The following is a 14,954-nucleotide window of genomic DNA, read 5'->3' on the forward strand; positions in this document are numbered from 1 at the left end:
GGCCCCCCGCAGCGCGGCTAACCGCTGCGGGGGGCCGGAAACACCCGGAGGGGGCGCGGGTTGTCAGCCGAGACCGGACGGAGCGTCCGGCGGGCCGTCCGCCGCGCGGTCCTCCAGCTGCTCGCGCAGGTGCGCGAGGGTGGCCGAGAGCAGCCGGGAGACGTGCATCTGCGAGACGCCGATCCGCTCGGCGATCTCCGACTGCGTCCGGTCCTCCCAGAAGCGCAGCTTGAGCACCACCTGCTCGCGGCGCGGCAGCTGTCCGAGCAGCGGGCGCACCGCGGTGCGGAACTCGGCCAGCTCGATGCCGGGGTCGCAGGAGCCGAGCCGGTCCAGCAGCGCGCTGCCGGACTCGTCGGTGTCCTGCTCGCGCAGCGCGTCCAGCGAGTTGGGCCGGTAGACCCGGCCGGCGACCAGCCCCTCGACGACCTCGTCGACGCTGAGGTGGAGGTCCTCGGCGATCTCCTCGGGCTGCGGCAGACGGCCGAGCCGCTGCTCCAGCCGGTCCGAGCCGCGGGCGACGGTCAGGTAGAACTCCTGCATCCGGCGCGGCACCCGGACCGGCCAGGAGGTGTCCCGGAAGAACCGCTTGATCTCACCGGCGATGGTGGGGATGGCGTAGGTCACGAACTCCACCCCGCGCGCCGGGTCGTAGCCGTCGACGGCCTTGATCAGTCCGACGGTGCCGACCTGGAGGATGTCGTCCATGTCCTCCGGACGGTGCCGGAAGCGGCCGGCGATGAACCGCACCAGCGGCATGTTGAGTTCGATGATGGTCCCGCGGACGTAGCTGTAGGCGTGCGACTCGCGGGGCAGACCGCCGAGCCGCCCGAAGAGCGCGTCGCTGAGTTCACGGGCCTCGGTCTTGCCCATCGCCCGCAGCTGCGCCTCGGTGGGGCGCGGTGGCAGGTCCGGCGGCAGCCCGTCCGGCAGGGCGGAGGGTGCGGTCGGCGGGGCGGTCGGGGGGTCGGCGCATGGGCCGGTGCGGAGTGTCGACATGGACACGGCAGTTCTCCAGAGAGCGGGAACGCCTGGGCCGCGAGGGACGGCGGGCGGGAACTCCCGCACGCACCGCGGCTCCTCTTCCCGAAGACCTCTGCCCGGCTTCTTCAAGCGACGGTCCAGGTGGCGCCCGACGGGCGCGGGAACGGCCGGCGGTGGTGCGTCGCGGCCACTCCGATGAGAGTGGTACCCGGAATGCGGGGATTGATACCGATCCGCCCGGATTTACTCTCCGCCCCTGCGCTCACGGTCCGCGACGGACACGGGTCCGGCGCGGCCCCGCCCGCGTCCCCCGGGCGAGCAGCAGCACGGCGGTGGGCAGCCACACCACGGAGTACAGCGCCACGGCGAGTGCCGTGTGCACCGTCGCGCCGGCCAGCAGCAGCGCGAGCGACAGCGCCGCCAGCAGCGCCAGGACCGGCCCCGGCACCCGGGCGGCGGCGTCCAGCGCCCGGCCCAGCCCGCCCGGCAGCACGAACCGCATCGTCCGCAGCCGCTGCTCCAGCCGCCGGTCCGCCCGCAGCCCGCCCTCGATCTCCGCCAGAATGCGCCGCTCCCGGCTCGACAGACCCTGACCGTCCATGACCGCCACCTCCGCACCGGTGCTCCGTGGCCCCGGACACCCCGGCGGGTGCCCCACCCCCACCCCGGCAATCCGTCGGACCGGACACCGGGGCGGGGCGGGTGACCGGGCACCGGGGCGGGACGGCGGACCGCCTGCGCACCCGCCGGACGGGCGGCACCGGTGGTGCCGGGCCGAGGGGCGGTGCGCGACGCAAGAGGCCCGCCCGGCCGCTGCGGGCAGGCAGCGGCCGGGCGGGCGACCGGAGGGGCGGACGGGGTCCGGGCGCGGGGTCGGCGCCGTTGGCCGGACCCCGGGGCAGCCGCCCCTCCGGTCAGCAGGTGCCGGTCGGACGCTCGCGTACGACCAGATCGGTGCGGCCGGCCGTGGCGTCCAGCCAGAGCACCCGGGTGCCCCGGTCGGCCACCGGCACGTACTGGCCACCGCGGTTGCAGGAGACCCGCCGGGGGGTGCCGCCGGCCAGCGGGAGCTGCCAGAGCTTCGGCAGGTCGGCGTTGCGCACGGGGCCGTCCGGCTCCTCGAAGGCGTGGCCGAAGGTGACGGCCCGGTCGGAGACGGTGAAGGCGGCGATCCGGCGCAGGTCCGCGGCGGTTCCGGTGAGCACCTCGCGCACCCCGGAGCCGTCCACGGCGCCGGAGCGGATCGAGCTGCCCGTGCTCTTGTCCGCGGGCCGCTCCACCCAGTACAGCCGGTCGCCGGCCAGCCGGGTCTGCTCGGCCCGCACGGCGGGGGCGCCGTCACCGTCGCCCAGCACGTACTGGGCGACGACCCGGCCGGTGGCGATCGAGTAGACGGTCGGCGCGAACACGGTCCGCCCGCCGGACGTCCAGCTCTCGGTCCAGCCCAGCAGTCCGCCCTGGAGGGTGATCCCGGCGGCGGCATGGCCGTCGGCCAGCGGGACCTGCACCACCGGGGCGCCGTCCAGCGAGAACGCGGGCAGGGCCCGGTGGGTGGCGAAGTCGTTCAGCTGGAACGCGACGGTCCCGCCGGAGACCCGCACGTCCGAGACCTGCTGGTTCGGCCCGGTGTGGACGCTGCGCAGCGGTCCGCCGTCCAGCGGCCGGGCCAGCACCTCGGAGCCCCAGCCGCCGCCGGGGAGCCCGCCCAGGGTCGTCCACGCGGCGGTCGTGCCGTCGGTCGCGGGCCAGGCGTGCGAGCGGCCGTCGTCCGGGCTGAGCCGCACGGGTTCGGCGGAACCGCCGACCGTTCCGGTGAGGACGCCGAGGACGCCGCCGAAGCCGTGGCCGGTGGTGGCCGCCACCCAGCGGCCGTCGGCGACGTCCGGCGCGACGAGCCCGCCGGCGACATCGCCCAGCAGCAGCCGGCTGTCCACGCCGATCCGGCGCTGCCAGCCCTCCTTGATCCCGTGCGCGTCGAAGGCGCCGGCGACGGAACGCAGCTGGGCACGGGACAGACCCGTCGCCCGGCCGGCGGCGAGCACCGCGTTGCGGGCCTCGACGAAGCCGTCCAGCGGGGTGAGGTACTCGCTGAGCGCCCGGTAGACCAGCCGGTCGGCGGTCAGCGGGTCCAGGCTGCGCCGGATGTCCCACAGCGCGCCGCCCATGATGGTGGAGTTGAGGTGCGCCCCGCCGCTGTCGACGCTGGAGGGAGCGCCCACGTAGTCGGCGACCGTCGTGCGGCCGTCGTCCAGCCGCCGGTCGGCGCAGGCCTCCGGGGTGCCGGTGCGGCAGAGGCTCTCGCCCAGCAGGGCGGCGCGGGGGTCGTCCATCGACAGGCCCCGGGCGGTCACCTCGATCGCGTTGCCGAAGTAGTCGGAGACGGCCTCGTCCAGGGCCCCGGACTGCCCCGCCATGACCAGCCCGGCCGTCTTCTCGACCACGCCGTGGGTCATCTCGTGGCCGGCCACGTCGAGCGCCACGGCGAACGGGAACTCCTTGGCACCCCCGCTGCCGTAGATCATCTTCTGGCCGTCCCAGGCGGCGTTGCGCATCGACGTGCCGAAGCTGGTGGAGTTGACCACCGCGATGATCGGGCCGTTCCTGCCGTCGATGCCCTGGCGCCCGAGCCGGTCGCGGTAGAAGTCGTACACCAGGCCGGCGTTGACGTGCGCATCGGCGGCGCCGGTGGCGGCCGCCGAGGCGGGGAAGTCCGGCGTCGGGGAGGCCACGGGCTGGACCCCGGCCGGCATCCGGCCCCTGATCTCCAGGAATTCGCGCCCCGCCGCGTCATAGGTGGTGATGGTGGCGGGGCGGGTGAGGTCGGTGAGCTGGTAACTGCCGTCCGGGAGGCGGCCGATGTTCACCTGGACGGGGTTGCCGTGGACGTCCGGAGCGGTGCCGGCCGCCGGTTCCGGGGCCCCCGCGGCCCCGGCGGCCTGCGCGGCCGGCGGCTGCGGGGCGCGGACCTCGTGGCTGAGCACGACCGCGCCGACGGTGGCGTCCACGAACACGGCGCGCGCCTTCGCCTCCCCGGCGGCCGCGTCGGCACCGTGCACGGTGAAGTGGCGGGCGAGCCGGCCGGTGCCGCCGGGCAGCACCACCAGACCGTGGTCGTCGGCCGACGCGGCCTGCCGTGCGACCGGGTCCTCGACCGTGCCGAGCGCGAGACCGCGCAGCACCTCGTCCGGGACGCTCTGCGCGGTCGGGGCGGCCAGCCCGGTGAAGTACTTGCCGCCCGCCGACTCGACGCGCTGCCCGTCGCCCTCGCCGACCAGGTGAACCAGGTAGACGGCCCCGAACACCGGGACGCCGCCGTACTGCTGCGCGAACCTGACGGTGCGGCGGCCGTCGGCGGCCCGCTCCGTGCCGGTCTCCACCAGCTGGGCGGGGTCGATCCGGTAGCGGTCCCGGCGGGCGGCCAGGTGGGCGCGCGCCGCGTCGGCCGGGGTCGCGCCGGGGGCCGGCTCGGCCAGGCCGGTGACCAGCTGCGGGGCGGCGGTGTCCGATCCGGCGACCAGCCCCGGGACGGGGTCGGGGTCGGCGGCCGGGACGGCGGACGCGGCCGGCAGGCCCAGGCCGAGGCCCAGGACGGCGGCGATCGCCGTGCCGAGCAACCTGGGTGAACGGGAACGGTGGTGCACTGCGGTCCTCCCACGGGAAGCGAAGGGCCCGGCCGTCTGCCGGACCACGCGGGTGCGGCGGGCGCCCACACCCCCCACGGCTCGTCCGTTCTCCGGAGCCGGCCGCCCGCCTGGCGAACACCATAGGACAACTCTCGGCATATGTCGATGGTCTGCATATGCAGACCGACGAGGGCCTGCCTCGGGCGAGCGGGCAGGGAGGTCAACCCCGGGCAATGCCCGGGTCATGACAGGACAAAAGCTGCGGACACGGATCGTGAAGGTGCGACAAATCCAGTGAATCTGCCGATCGATGACGGGACCTCAGGCCGGTCGCACACCATTCACCACCGGAAGGAACTCTCCGGGCGGCGCCTCGAAGAGCCGAAAGGACATGCGATTGTTACCATGGCTCAATACAAAATTCGCTTGGTCGCATACGATCTCGTGCGAACCGGAAGCCCGTCCCACCTGCGCCCCCGTCGGGTGCACGGGTGAGCCGGTTGCGAAGAGGAAGAGGCGAGGAAGAGAGCCGGCGGAGCGGAGTGGAGACCGGCAGCTTTCCGGGGGACGTGGAACGCCCGACACCAGCACCAAGAGCCCTGGAGTTTCCTTTGCCGATCCGTCCGGCCGATTTCGCGGCCAAGATGCGCCCGCTGACCGCGCTGGCCCGTCGCAACCGGCCCGCCGGCAGCACGCCCGCCGGGCCGGCCGCCGCGGCGCCGGAGGAGGTCGCGCACCAGGCCGCGCACGAGGACGTTCCCGAGGCCCCGGCCGAGGCCGCGCACGAAGGCGCGCCCGAAGCCGCGCACGAGCCCGTCGAGCCGGTCGAGCCCGAGGACGCCGCCCGGGAGGAGCCCGGATCGCCGTACGAGCGGCTCGGCGCGGAGCGGGCCGCCCGGGAGGCGGAGCTGCTCGGCACGACGGCGGGGATCGTCCGCCACCGCGAGCACCTGGCCGAACCGCGCCGGACGCTGCTGCCCGGCGACCGCCGCGACGGCAACCTCGCCGAGGTGAGCGCGGCGCTGCGGACGGCCGGCCTCGCGCACGGCATCGTGCCCGACCGCCACCCGCGGCACCGGCTGGCGATCCGCCCGGGCGACCGGCCGGCGGTGCTGGAGGCGCTGGCCGCCGCGTTCGCCGGCCAGGCCGTCTACGCCGGCCTCCTGGAGCACGGGCGGACCCTCACCACGGTGCTCGCCGAGCAGCTGCCCGGCGCGGTCGCCCTGCTGGAGGCGGCGGCGGAGCCCGCGCAGGACGCCGAGGACCGGGAGGCGGCGGAGCGCGACGGCGAGCAGGACGGCCAGGGGGACGGCGGGCAGGCCGGACCGATCTGGCCGGCGGACCGGGTCAAGGGCGTGCGGATCTACCGCCCGGCGGTGCTCGGCACCCTGCTGTACGGCCCCGAGACCGGCTGCGACGTCGAGTTCTGGGACTCCGCCGCGCCCTCCGAGGGCGCCATAGCGGCGATCGACGAAACGCCCTTCGGCTGGTGGGTGCCCTCGCTGGAGGCCACCGCCACCACCACGGTCGGCGGCCGGCGCTACCCCCTGCTCGACGTCTTCGCGGCCTCGCTGCCCGAGCAGGTCGACTTCCCGGTCGACGCCGTGATCACCTGGGTCGACGACGCCGACCCCGCCTGGCAGGAGCGCCGGGCCGCCGCCCGCGCCCGGCTCGCGCACACCGCCGCCCCGATCGCGGAGGAGGACGGGATCGCCGAGAGCGGCATCGCGGGCGACGCCGACCAGCGTTTCCGCAACCGCGACGAGCTGCGCTACTGCCTGCGCGCCCTGGCCGCGCACGCGCCGTGGATCCGCCGGATCCACCTGGTCACCGACGACCAGACGCCGCACTGGCTGGACACCTCCCACCCGGGCCTGACCGTCGTCCCGCACCGCGTGCTGTTCGCCGGCACCGACGCGGGCCCGGTGTTCAACTCCCACGCCATCGAGACCCGGCTGCACCTCGTCCCGGACCTCGCCGAGCACTTCCTCTACCTCAACGACGACGTCTTCCTCGGCCGCCCGCTCGTCCCGGAGGACTTCTTCCTCGGCAACGGCATGCCCCGGTACTTCCCCGACCACCGGATCATCCCGCCGGGCGGGGCCGAGCCCGGCGAGTCGGTGTACGTCGCCGCGCAGAAGAACACCCGGGCCGCACTGGCCGCCGCCGTCGGCAAGACCTACCCGCGCACCCTCAAGCACTCACCGCACCCGCTGCGGCGCAGCGTGCTCGCCGAGACCGCGGAGCGGTTCGCGGCCGAGCTGCACGACACCGTCCGCTCGCCGTTCCGCTCGGCCGCCGACCTCGCGCCGGTCACCCTGGCCGTCCACTACGGCCATGCCACCGCCCGCACCGTCGAGGGTCACCTCTACGACGGCTACTTCGTCACCGACAGCACCGAGGACCTCGGCCGGCTCGCCCAGCTGCACGAGGAGCGCTGGGCGGACTACTTCTGCCTCGCCGACGGCACCCGCGACCAGCTGCCGCCCGAGGAGCAGGAGCAGGCCGTCACGGAGTTCCTGCGCACCTACTTCCCGGTGCCCTCGCCCTTCGAGCTCCGCGGGCCGGAGCCGGAGCGGCCCGAGAGGGCCGGCGAGGCCGACGGGACCGACAGGGCCGCCGAGGGCGACGGGACGGACAGGGCCGCCGAGGGCGACGAACGGGCCTGACCAGCGGCGCCCCTCCGGCGTTCCCCGCGTGGCGTACGTCTCATCGGCCTCCCGATCCCCTTCGACCGCGCCGCACTGTGATGGGATGACCCGGCAGAGTGACGACCGCTGACCGGGGGGTACGCCGTGGGGACCGAACTGATCGGGCTGGGACCGGACGCGGGCGCGCCGGACCTCATCGGCGTCGGGCTGATCCGCCTCGCCGTCGAGGAACGGCTGACGCCCGCGGCCGGGTCCGCGCCGTGGCTGGGACAGCTGCGGGCGGCCTCGTTCGCGGACGCGTGGCTGGCCTTCGCCGGCCCCGCGGCACCCGGCCTCCGGGTGCCGGCCGAGACCGTGCTGCAGGCCGTGGTGCGGCGGGCGGCGGAGCTGGTGCTGCGATGCCACAGCGGGGACGGCCCGGCCGCCCTGGAGCGGCTGGGCCGCGCATCGGCCGAGGCCCGCGACCGGGCGCGGCTCGCCGACGTGTCCCACCCGGCCGATCCCGCCGCGCTCGTCCTGCTCTGGCACGGGGTCCGCGCGGCCACCGCCGGGAGCGGGCCGGCCGGCGACGCCGAACGCGAGGCCCACGCGGGGTACGTCGCCGAGCGGTCCGCGGCCCACGTCCGGGAGCACTGCCGCCGCCAGGACCTGCTGGCCCTGGTCCTGGCGTGCGCGCGCTCCGCCGCCGCCGCGCTGGCGGAGCTCACCGACGGCGACCGGGACCGGGCGCTGGCCGTCCTGGACGCCGAAGCGGCCCGCCACATGGCGCCCGACGCCCCGGTGCCGCTCTGGGTCCCGGGCCGCTTCCAGGACGTGCCGCGGGTGTGAGGCGTGGCGGGGTCCCGGGATACCGCGGGTCGGGGACGCGCCGCGGGGGCTACGTGCTGCCGATCGACACGACGAGCGCCGTCGTCCGGCCGCCGGGCGCCTCGTACTCGACGGTCTCACCGGCCCGGCGACCGAGCAGCACCTTGCCGAGCGGGCTGTCCGCGGTGACCAGCTCCGGATCCAGCTCCTCGGCCAGTTCACCGATCCGGACGGTCATCTCGTCGGCGTCCGCGAAGCGCAGGGTCACCGTGCTGCCGACGCCGACGCACTCGGTGCTCGGCGCCCCGGCGGTGGCCGCCTCGCGCAGCCGAGCCTCGATCCCGGCGATCCGGTCGTCCAATCGGTCGAGCTGGTCGGCCCGTTGCAGTTCGTCGGCCTGATCGGCCCGGTCGCCGACGTCCTCGCCGCCACGCAGGGTGTCGGCGACGGCGTCGCGTTCCGTGCGCAGCTCGGCGAGTTCCCGCTCCAGTGTGCTGCGGCCGGCCTCGCTGATGGGTTCGGGTGCACCGGTCATTCCCGTCTCCCTGGTCGGGCCGCCGCTGGGGGCGGCGCAGGTTTGTTCCGGCATTTCCGAACATAACGGACTCCCGGTCTCCCGGCTCGGCGACAACGGTGCCCCTGATCGGTAACGACTTGCCGATCCGCCTTCCCGAGCGGACGCGGGCTCGATAGAACAGCCGTACACCACCATCGCCGAGGCAGGGAACCAGCCACGATGAGCACCAACGGTCCCAACGGGTACGGCCAGAACCCGTACGAGGGGAACAACCCGCACGGTCAGCAGAACCAGAACCCCTACGGCGGCGGGCAGGAGCAGCCGTACAAGCAGGAGGGCCCCTACGGCCAGCCGTTCGGAGAGCAGCAGCCGTACGGGCAGCCCGGCTACGGCACTCCCCCGCAGCAGCCCTACGGGGCGCCGGAGGGCTCCTGGCCGCACGGACACCCGCAGCCCGGCGCGTTCGGCGGCTCGCCGGTGCCCGGCGGCCGTCCGCTCGCGCCGATCGGCGAGCGCCTGGTCGCCCGGCTGATCGACGTCGGCGTGCTGCTCGTGCCGACCGTGGTGCTCTTCGGTGTCCTCGGCGCCTCGATCCTGTACTACGTCGTGGCGGCCCTGCTGTCCTTCGGCTACGAGGCCGCGATGCTGCTCACCCAGGGCGGCCAGACGGTCGGCAAGAAGGTCATGAAGCTGCGGGTCGTCGCGGTCGCGACCGGCGGCAAGCCCGCCGAGAACTCGCTGCTGATCCGCGCGGCGCTCTACACGCTGCCCAACGCGGTCTACTGCATCGGTTCGCTCTTCGCGCTGCTGAACGTGCTGTGGCCGCTGTGGGACAAGCCGCTCCAGCAGGCGCTGCACGACAAGCCGGCCAACACCGTGGTCGTCAAGGAGTCCTGACCACCCGGCTCCCGCGCGCCCCGCACCACTGCGCGCACCCGCCTCCCACCGACCGGACACCCGGACCGCCGCCGCGCGGCCGGGCGTCCGGTCGGTCGCGTTGCGGGGGCGGGGGCGGGGGTCCGGGGCGGGATCCGGGGACACAACTCCGGTCTACAAGTCAACATTTACTTTCCCCGCGCGACCACGCATAGTGACAGGCCGACACCGAGAGGGGAGCACTTCCTGTGCCGCAGGCCGAGGAGAACGTGGTACGCCAGGTGGAACTGGAGCGGGCGGAGGTGGCCGCCGTCACCGCCCTGTTCGACGACCGGCTCGCCGACACCCGGGCGCAGCTCGCCGTGACGCTCGCGACCCGGGCGGACGGCGCCCGCGAGGCGTACGAGCGGCAGTCGGCGGCCGAACGGCTCACCCGGGAGGTGCGGCGCCTCGAAGGCGCCGAGGGCGGCCTGGTGTTCGGGCGGATCGACCTGGCGGACGGGACGGCGCTGCGGATCGGCCGGCTGGGCCTGCAGCGCGGGGACGAGGAGCTGCCGGCCCTGGTCGACTGGCGGGCGGACGCGGCGCGCGCGTTCTACGAGGCCACTCCGGTGCACCCGATGGGCCTGCGCCGGCGCCGGCACCTGCGGCTGGCGCGGCGCGCCGTCGTCGGGGTCAGTGACGAGCTGCTGGACGGTTCCGAGCCGACCGCCGAGGACGTGGTCGGCGACGGCCCGCTGTCCGCCGCGCTCCAGGAGCGGCGCACCGGGCGGATGGGCACCGCCGTGGCCACGCTGCAGACGGAGCAGGACGCGATCGTCCGCTCCCCGCACCGCGGGGTCACCGTCGTCCAGGGCGGTCCGGGCACCGGCAAGACGGTGGTGGCGCTGCACCGCGCCGCCTACGTGCTCTACGCCTTCCCGAAGGCCGCCGAGCAGGGCGTCCTGGTGCTGGGGCCGAACGCCCGGTTCCTGGACTACATCTCGCAGGTGCTGCCCTCGCTGGGCGAGAACGACGTCGTCCTCGCGACCTGCGCCGAACTGGCGGGCGAGGTCGCCGCTCCGGCCGTGCAGGCCGTCGAGCGGCCGCGGGAGGCCCGGCTCAAGGGCGACGCGGCGCTCGCCGGGGCACTGGCCGCGGTGGTGCGCTCGCGGCAGGCGCCGGACGGGGGCCTCACGGTCCGCGTCGGGCAGGAGGACGTCCGGCTGGACGGCGCGGAGGTCGCCCGGCTGCGGGACGCCGCCCGCGTCGGCGGGCTCGCCCACCACCGGGCCCGCCGGCTGTTCAAGGAGTTGCTGGTGGAGGCCGTGACGGCCGCGCTGGCCCGGGGCGCCGCCGAGACGCTGGAGCGGATCGACGCCGAGGTCGCCGAGCTGACCGGCATCGACCTGGACCGGGCCGCGGCGGCGGACCTGCGTCACCTGGGCCTGGAGGCCGGGCCGGCCGACGACGGCCCCGGGTTCGACAGCGACGCGATGCGGGCCGAACTGCTCGACGACGCCCACGTCGAGCGCGCCGTCGAGGAGTTGTGGCCGCGGCTGACGCCCGGGGCGGTGGTGGAGGCCCTGCTGGGCGACCCCGACGCGCTGGCCGCGCACCTGCCGGGGTTCACCGCCGAGGAGCGCGCGCTGCTGCTGCGCGCGCCCGCGGCGCCGTGGACCGACGCCGACCTGCCGCTGTTCGACGAGGCCGCGGCGCTGCTCGACGGCCCGCCGGCGCGGGCCTTCGGCCATGTCGTGGTGGACGAGGCGCAGGAGTTCACCGCGCTCCAGTGGCGGATGGTCCTGCGGCGCTGCCCCGGCCGGTCGATGACGCTGGTCGGGGACTTCGCCCAGGCCGGTCCGGCGACCACCGCCCGCGACTGGCACGAGGCGCTGGCGCCGCACCTCGGCCGCCGCTTCGACCTGCGCACACTGACCGTCAGCTACCGCACCACCGAGGAGATCCTGGCCGCCACCCGCGAGCTGCTGGCCCGGATCGCCCCCGACCAGCCGCCGGTCGGCTCGATCCGGCACGGCGAGCGGCCGCGCACCCTCGGCGCGGCGCCCGCCGCGCTTCCCGGCGTCCTGCTCGCGGAGCTGGGCGAGCAGGCGGCCGCCCACCCCGGCGAGCTGATCGGCGTGATCTGCCCGGACGCGTCGGTCACCACGCTGGCGGCGGCGCTGACGGCCGGGCCGACGGCAGGGCTGCCGGCAGGGCCGACGACGGCCGGCGGAGCCGGGCAGGTCCGGCTGGTGCCGGCGTCCGAGGCCCGCGGCCTGGAGTTCGACACGGCCGTCGTCGTCGATCCCGACGGCATCACCGCCGCCCGCCCCGGGGGTGAGCGCGACCTGTACGTCGCGCTCACCCGGGCCACCAAGCGGCTGTGCACGATCGTGGTGCGGGAGGACTGACCCGCCCGTCGTTCCTGCTCCCGTTCCCGCTCCCGTTCCCGGCGGGCGGGAACGGGAACGACGGGCGGGAGCGGGAGCGGGGGACGACGGAGGCGGCTCAGGCCCGGTAGGCGACCAGGCCCATCATCCCGGCCTCGCCGTGGTAGGCGTTGTGGCAGTGCGTCATCCAGCGGCCGGGGTTGTCGGCGTCGAAGTCACAGGCCACCGTCCGACCGGGCAGCACGATCACGGTGTCCTTGCGCGGCCCCTGCTCCCCGACCTGGAAGGTGTGGCCGTGCAGGTGCATCGGGTGCCACATCTGCGTCCGGTTGACGAACTCCAGGCGGACCCGCTCGCCGCCGCCGACCAGGAACGGGCGGGCGGCCGGGTCCGCCATGTCGAAGGGACGCCCGTCGAGCGCCCAGTCGTACCTCGCCATGCCGCCGGTCAGCTCGATCCGGTGGGTGCGGTCGGGGGTGCGCGCCGCGAGGCGCACCTCGTCCGCGGCCCGCAGCTCGGCGGCGGCGAGGATCCGGCCGTCCAGCTCGGCGGGGCGGACGGTGGCCGCCGGCGCCTCGCCCGCGCCGGTGCGGACCAGGGCCCGGCCGGCGGCGTCCTTGCCCTCGGCGAGCGCGGTCAACGGGAAGACGCCGTCCTGGAGGGTGACCAGGGCGTCGTAGCGCTCGCCCATGCCGATCAGCAGGGCGTCCACCTCCTCGTGCCGCACCGGGTAGCCGTCGGTGTGGGTGACGGTCAGCCGATGGCCGCCCAGGGCGAGGCGGTAGGCGGTGTCGCCGCCCGCGTTGACGATCCGCAGCCGCACCCGCCTACCGGGCGAGGACCAGTACACCTCGGGGTCGGCGGCGATCCGGCCGTTCACCAGGTGGTGCGCGTAGCGGACGTCGCCGGCGTCGCCGCCGAGCAGTTCGCTGGTGGCGCCCATGAGCATGAACGACGGCTGCTGCCCGGCGGGGGCGCCCGCGCTCCCCGCGCCGTGGCCGCCCATGCCGTGGCCGGACATCCCGCTCATGTCGTGGCCGCCGCTGCCGCCCCCCATGCCCTTGCGGAGTTCGGCGAACGCCTGGTCGGGGGTGCCGGTGACACCGTCCAGCCAGTCGTCCAGGACGACCACCCACTCCTCGTCGTACCCCAGCGGCTCCTGCGGGTCCTCAACGATCAGCGGAGCGTACAGGCCCCGGTCGAGCTGGACGCCGACGTGCGGGTGGAACCAGTAGGTGCCCGGCCGGTCGGTGACGAAGCGGTAGGTGAAGCTGCCGCCGGGGCCGACCTGCCGCATGGTGACCGGCGGCACGCCGTCCATGTCGTTGCGCAGCGCCAGGCCGTGCCAGTGCAGGGAGGTCGGTGCGGGCAGCCGGTTGTCCAGCGTGGCGACCAGGGTGTCGCCGGCCGTGGTGCGCACGGCGGTGCCCGGCAGGGCGCCGAAGGTCCAGGTCGGGGCGGTGACTCCGCCGCCCAGCTCGACGGTGGCGGCGGCCGCGGTGACGGTCACCGCGCGCTCGCGGCCGGTGCCGCGCCGCCTGGCCTCGGCCTCGGCGACGGGGCTGCCGGACGGGTCGACGAGCCGCGGGGTGCCGGCCGCGTCCGAGCAGGCGGCGAGCAGGCCGGCGCCGGCGGCGCCCAGGCCCGCGAGCAGCAGGGAACGGCGGTTGACGGTGATTCGGGACATCGGGGTCTCTCGGGTGAGTGCGCGACGGCACCGGCCTCCTCGGCCGTGCCGGTGGACAGGGCGGACCGGCGGCGGGAGGTTCGCTCCCCGCCGCCGTGCGGGCGCCTATCTGCGCGAGACCGAGAGGGCGTCGAGATCGGGTGGCGGCGCACCCGGCCACGGGATGCCGGGCGCGCGGGCCGGACGGTGCGGCGCCGGGCCGGCGGAGCCCGCGGCGGCGAGGCCGGCCGGCGGCGGGGCGTCGAGCGGGACGCCGCGCGCGGGCGCCGTCGAGGAGCAGACCCGGTGCTCGGCGCAGGCCTGGACGGGGTGCTCGGCGACGGCCGGCGACGTCCGGTGGCCCGCCGGGTGCCCATGGGCGGGCGTCGCCGGCATCGCCGCCGCCATCGCGGTGTGCGGGGCCGGGACGATGCCGGGCGGCAGGCTGTGGTGGCCGATCAGCCCGAGGGCGGTCAGCAGCAACAGGACCAGCGCCGCCCCGGCCCCGCGGCGACGCCGGTCGCGGGAGGGTGGGGCGGCGTCCGGACGCATGGCGGTCACTATACCCGGGCCCGGTATGTGGGACGGGTAAGCGAGGGACGGCCGTGACACCAGCCCCGCGGGTGACCCGTGGTGCGCTCAGAGCCCCCGGAGCCCCTTGCCGAGGGTGGCCAGGCCGCCGGCCAGTGCCAGGGCCAGCACCACCGTCCGGGCCCGGCGCTCGGCCACCCGCTCCGCCAGCAGCCGACCGACGCCCGCGCCGAGCACGATCCCGGCCGCCGTCGCCGACCACACGGGCACCGCGAGGTGCGGCGCCCCCTTGGCCGCCAGCGAGAAGAGGTTGACGGCCACCCCGTAGACCTGGGCATTGGGCACGAACTCCCGGGCGCTCCAGCCCGCGTTCACCGCGTACAGCGAGACGGCCGGACCGCCGACGCCGGCGGCGGAGTTCATGAACCCGCTGACCGCACCGGCCGCCAGGGCGCCGCGCACGCCGCGCAGCCCGGAGGCCCGCACCCCGCGGAGCACCAGCAGCGCCGCCGCGCTGACCAGCAGTCCGATGCCCACCAGCAGGGCGGGCGCCGGCACCCGGGCGGCGGTCCAGGCACCGACCGGGACGGTGCACGCGGCGGCGCCGATCAGCGGCAGCATCCGGGCGAGCCGCACCTGCCGCCGGCTGCCGGCCAGCCCGATCGCGCTGATGGCGCACGCCGCGCAGTTGGACAGCGTCACCCCGTCCCCCGGGCCCAGCAGCAGGACCAGAGCCGGCCCGGCGACCAGCGCGAAGCCGACGCCCGCCAGCCGCTGCACGGACGATCCCACCAGGACCACCAGGCCCAGCAGCAGCGCACCACCCCACCCGCCCGAAACGGCACCTCCCCCGCCCCCGGACTTCCGCGCGGCACCGGACCCTACGCGTCCGGCACCCGCCGCTCGACCGGATTTCACCCATCGGAC

General features: G+C 76.0%; 11 protein-coding genes. 4 read left to right on the forward strand and 7 right to left on the reverse strand.

The window, feature by feature from the left end; genetic code table 11:
- Positions 1 to 63 precede the first annotated feature (63 nt).
- From ACF1AK_RS21075 to ACF1AK_RS21085, 3 genes are all read right to left on the reverse strand, one after another.
- The gene (locus tag ACF1AK_RS21075) at positions 64 to 999 is read right to left on the reverse strand and encodes a SigB/SigF/SigG family RNA polymerase sigma factor (RefSeq protein WP_391500387.1); all 936 of its coding nucleotides are present in this window, start codon (positions 997 to 999) and stop codon (positions 64 to 66) included.
- A gap of 247 nt (positions 1,000 to 1,246) precedes the next feature.
- On the reverse strand, positions 1,247 to 1,585 hold the full coding sequence (locus tag ACF1AK_RS21080) for a hypothetical protein (RefSeq protein WP_391500332.1): 339 nt from the start codon (positions 1,583 to 1,585) through the stop codon (positions 1,247 to 1,249).
- A gap of 313 nt (positions 1,586 to 1,898) precedes the next feature.
- A complete protein-coding gene (locus ACF1AK_RS21085; RefSeq protein WP_391500333.1) occupies positions 1,899 to 4,625 on the reverse strand; it encodes a M4 family metallopeptidase in 2,727 nt (908 codons plus the stop codon).
- Positions 4,626 to 5,218: 593 nt separating this feature from the next.
- Between ACF1AK_RS21085 and ACF1AK_RS21090 the strand changes: the two genes are divergently transcribed.
- Both ACF1AK_RS21090 and ACF1AK_RS21095 read left to right on the forward strand, forming a co-directional pair.
- Complete coding sequence (locus tag ACF1AK_RS21090) at positions 5,219 to 7,276, forward strand: stealth family protein (protein WP_391500334.1); 2,058 nt, start codon at positions 5,219 to 5,221, stop codon at positions 7,274 to 7,276.
- A 126-nt stretch (positions 7,277 to 7,402) separates the two neighbouring features.
- Positions 7,403 to 8,086 carry a hypothetical protein gene (locus ACF1AK_RS21095; protein WP_391500335.1) on the forward strand — a complete coding sequence of 228 codons (684 nt, stop codon included), beginning with the start codon at positions 7,403 to 7,405 and terminating at the stop codon, positions 8,084 to 8,086.
- 49 nt (positions 8,087 to 8,135) lie between these two features.
- Here ACF1AK_RS21095 and ACF1AK_RS21100 read toward each other — a convergent pair whose 3' ends face one another.
- Positions 8,136 to 8,600, reverse strand: a complete 465-nt coding sequence (locus tag ACF1AK_RS21100) for a GreA/GreB family elongation factor (RefSeq protein ID WP_391500336.1) — start codon at positions 8,598 to 8,600, stop codon at positions 8,136 to 8,138.
- Between the two features lie 201 nt (positions 8,601 to 8,801).
- Here ACF1AK_RS21100 and ACF1AK_RS21105 point away from each other — a divergent pair, with 201 nt between their 5' ends.
- Together ACF1AK_RS21105 and ACF1AK_RS21110 are read left to right on the forward strand one after the other, a co-directional pair.
- A complete protein-coding gene (locus ACF1AK_RS21105; protein WP_391500337.1) occupies positions 8,802 to 9,479 on the forward strand; it encodes an RDD family protein in 678 nt (225 codons plus the stop codon).
- A 227-nt stretch (positions 9,480 to 9,706) separates the two neighbouring features.
- Positions 9,707 to 11,851, forward strand: a complete 2,145-nt coding sequence (locus ACF1AK_RS21110) for a HelD family protein (protein ID WP_391500338.1) — start codon at positions 9,707 to 9,709, stop codon at positions 11,849 to 11,851.
- 97 nt (positions 11,852 to 11,948) lie between these two features.
- On the opposite strand, the gene ACF1AK_RS21115 is transcribed toward ACF1AK_RS21110, so the two are convergent.
- From ACF1AK_RS21115 to ACF1AK_RS21125, 3 genes are all read right to left on the reverse strand, one after another.
- On the reverse strand, positions 11,949 to 13,517 hold the full coding sequence (locus tag ACF1AK_RS21115) for a multicopper oxidase family protein (protein ID WP_391500339.1): 1,569 nt from the start codon (positions 13,515 to 13,517) through the stop codon (positions 11,949 to 11,951).
- A 105-nt stretch (positions 13,518 to 13,622) separates the two neighbouring features.
- Positions 13,623 to 14,048, reverse strand: coding sequence for a hypothetical protein (locus ACF1AK_RS21120; RefSeq protein ID WP_391500340.1), 426 nt, complete (start codon positions 14,046 to 14,048; stop codon positions 13,623 to 13,625).
- Positions 14,049 to 14,135: 87 nt separating this feature from the next.
- Positions 14,136 to 14,819, reverse strand: coding sequence for a TSUP family transporter (locus tag ACF1AK_RS21125; RefSeq protein ID WP_391500341.1), 684 nt, complete (start codon positions 14,817 to 14,819; stop codon positions 14,136 to 14,138).
- Positions 14,820 to 14,954: the final 135 nt, after the last annotated feature.

Source organism: Kitasatospora sp. NPDC015120 (assembly GCF_043080305.1).
Taxonomy (GTDB): domain Bacteria; phylum Actinomycetota; class Actinomycetes; order Streptomycetales; family Streptomycetaceae; genus Kitasatospora.

What these genes read in the sequence shown, in the direction of transcription:
- ACF1AK_RS21100 (WP_391500336.1), bottom strand. Translation starts at nt 8,600, where the DNA reads ATGACCGGTGCACCCGAACCCATCAGCGAGGCCGGCCGCAGCACACTG.
- ACF1AK_RS21080 (WP_391500332.1), bottom strand. Translation starts at nt 1,585, where the DNA reads ATGGACGGTCAGGGTCTGTCGAGCCGGGAGCGGCGCATTCTGGCGGAG.
- ACF1AK_RS21115 (WP_391500339.1), bottom strand. Translation starts at nt 13,517, where the DNA reads ATGTCCCGAATCACCGTCAACCGCCGTTCCCTGCTGCTCGCGGGCCTG.
- ACF1AK_RS21120 (WP_391500340.1), bottom strand. Translation starts at nt 14,048, where the DNA reads ATGCGTCCGGACGCCGCCCCACCCTCCCGCGACCGGCGTCGCCGCGGG.
- ACF1AK_RS21075 (WP_391500387.1), bottom strand. Translation starts at nt 999, where the DNA reads ATGTCGACACTCCGCACCGGCCCATGCGCCGACCCCCCGACCGCCCCG.
- ACF1AK_RS21105 (WP_391500337.1), top strand. Translation starts at nt 8,802, where the DNA reads ATGAGCACCAACGGTCCCAACGGGTACGGCCAGAACCCGTACGAGGGG.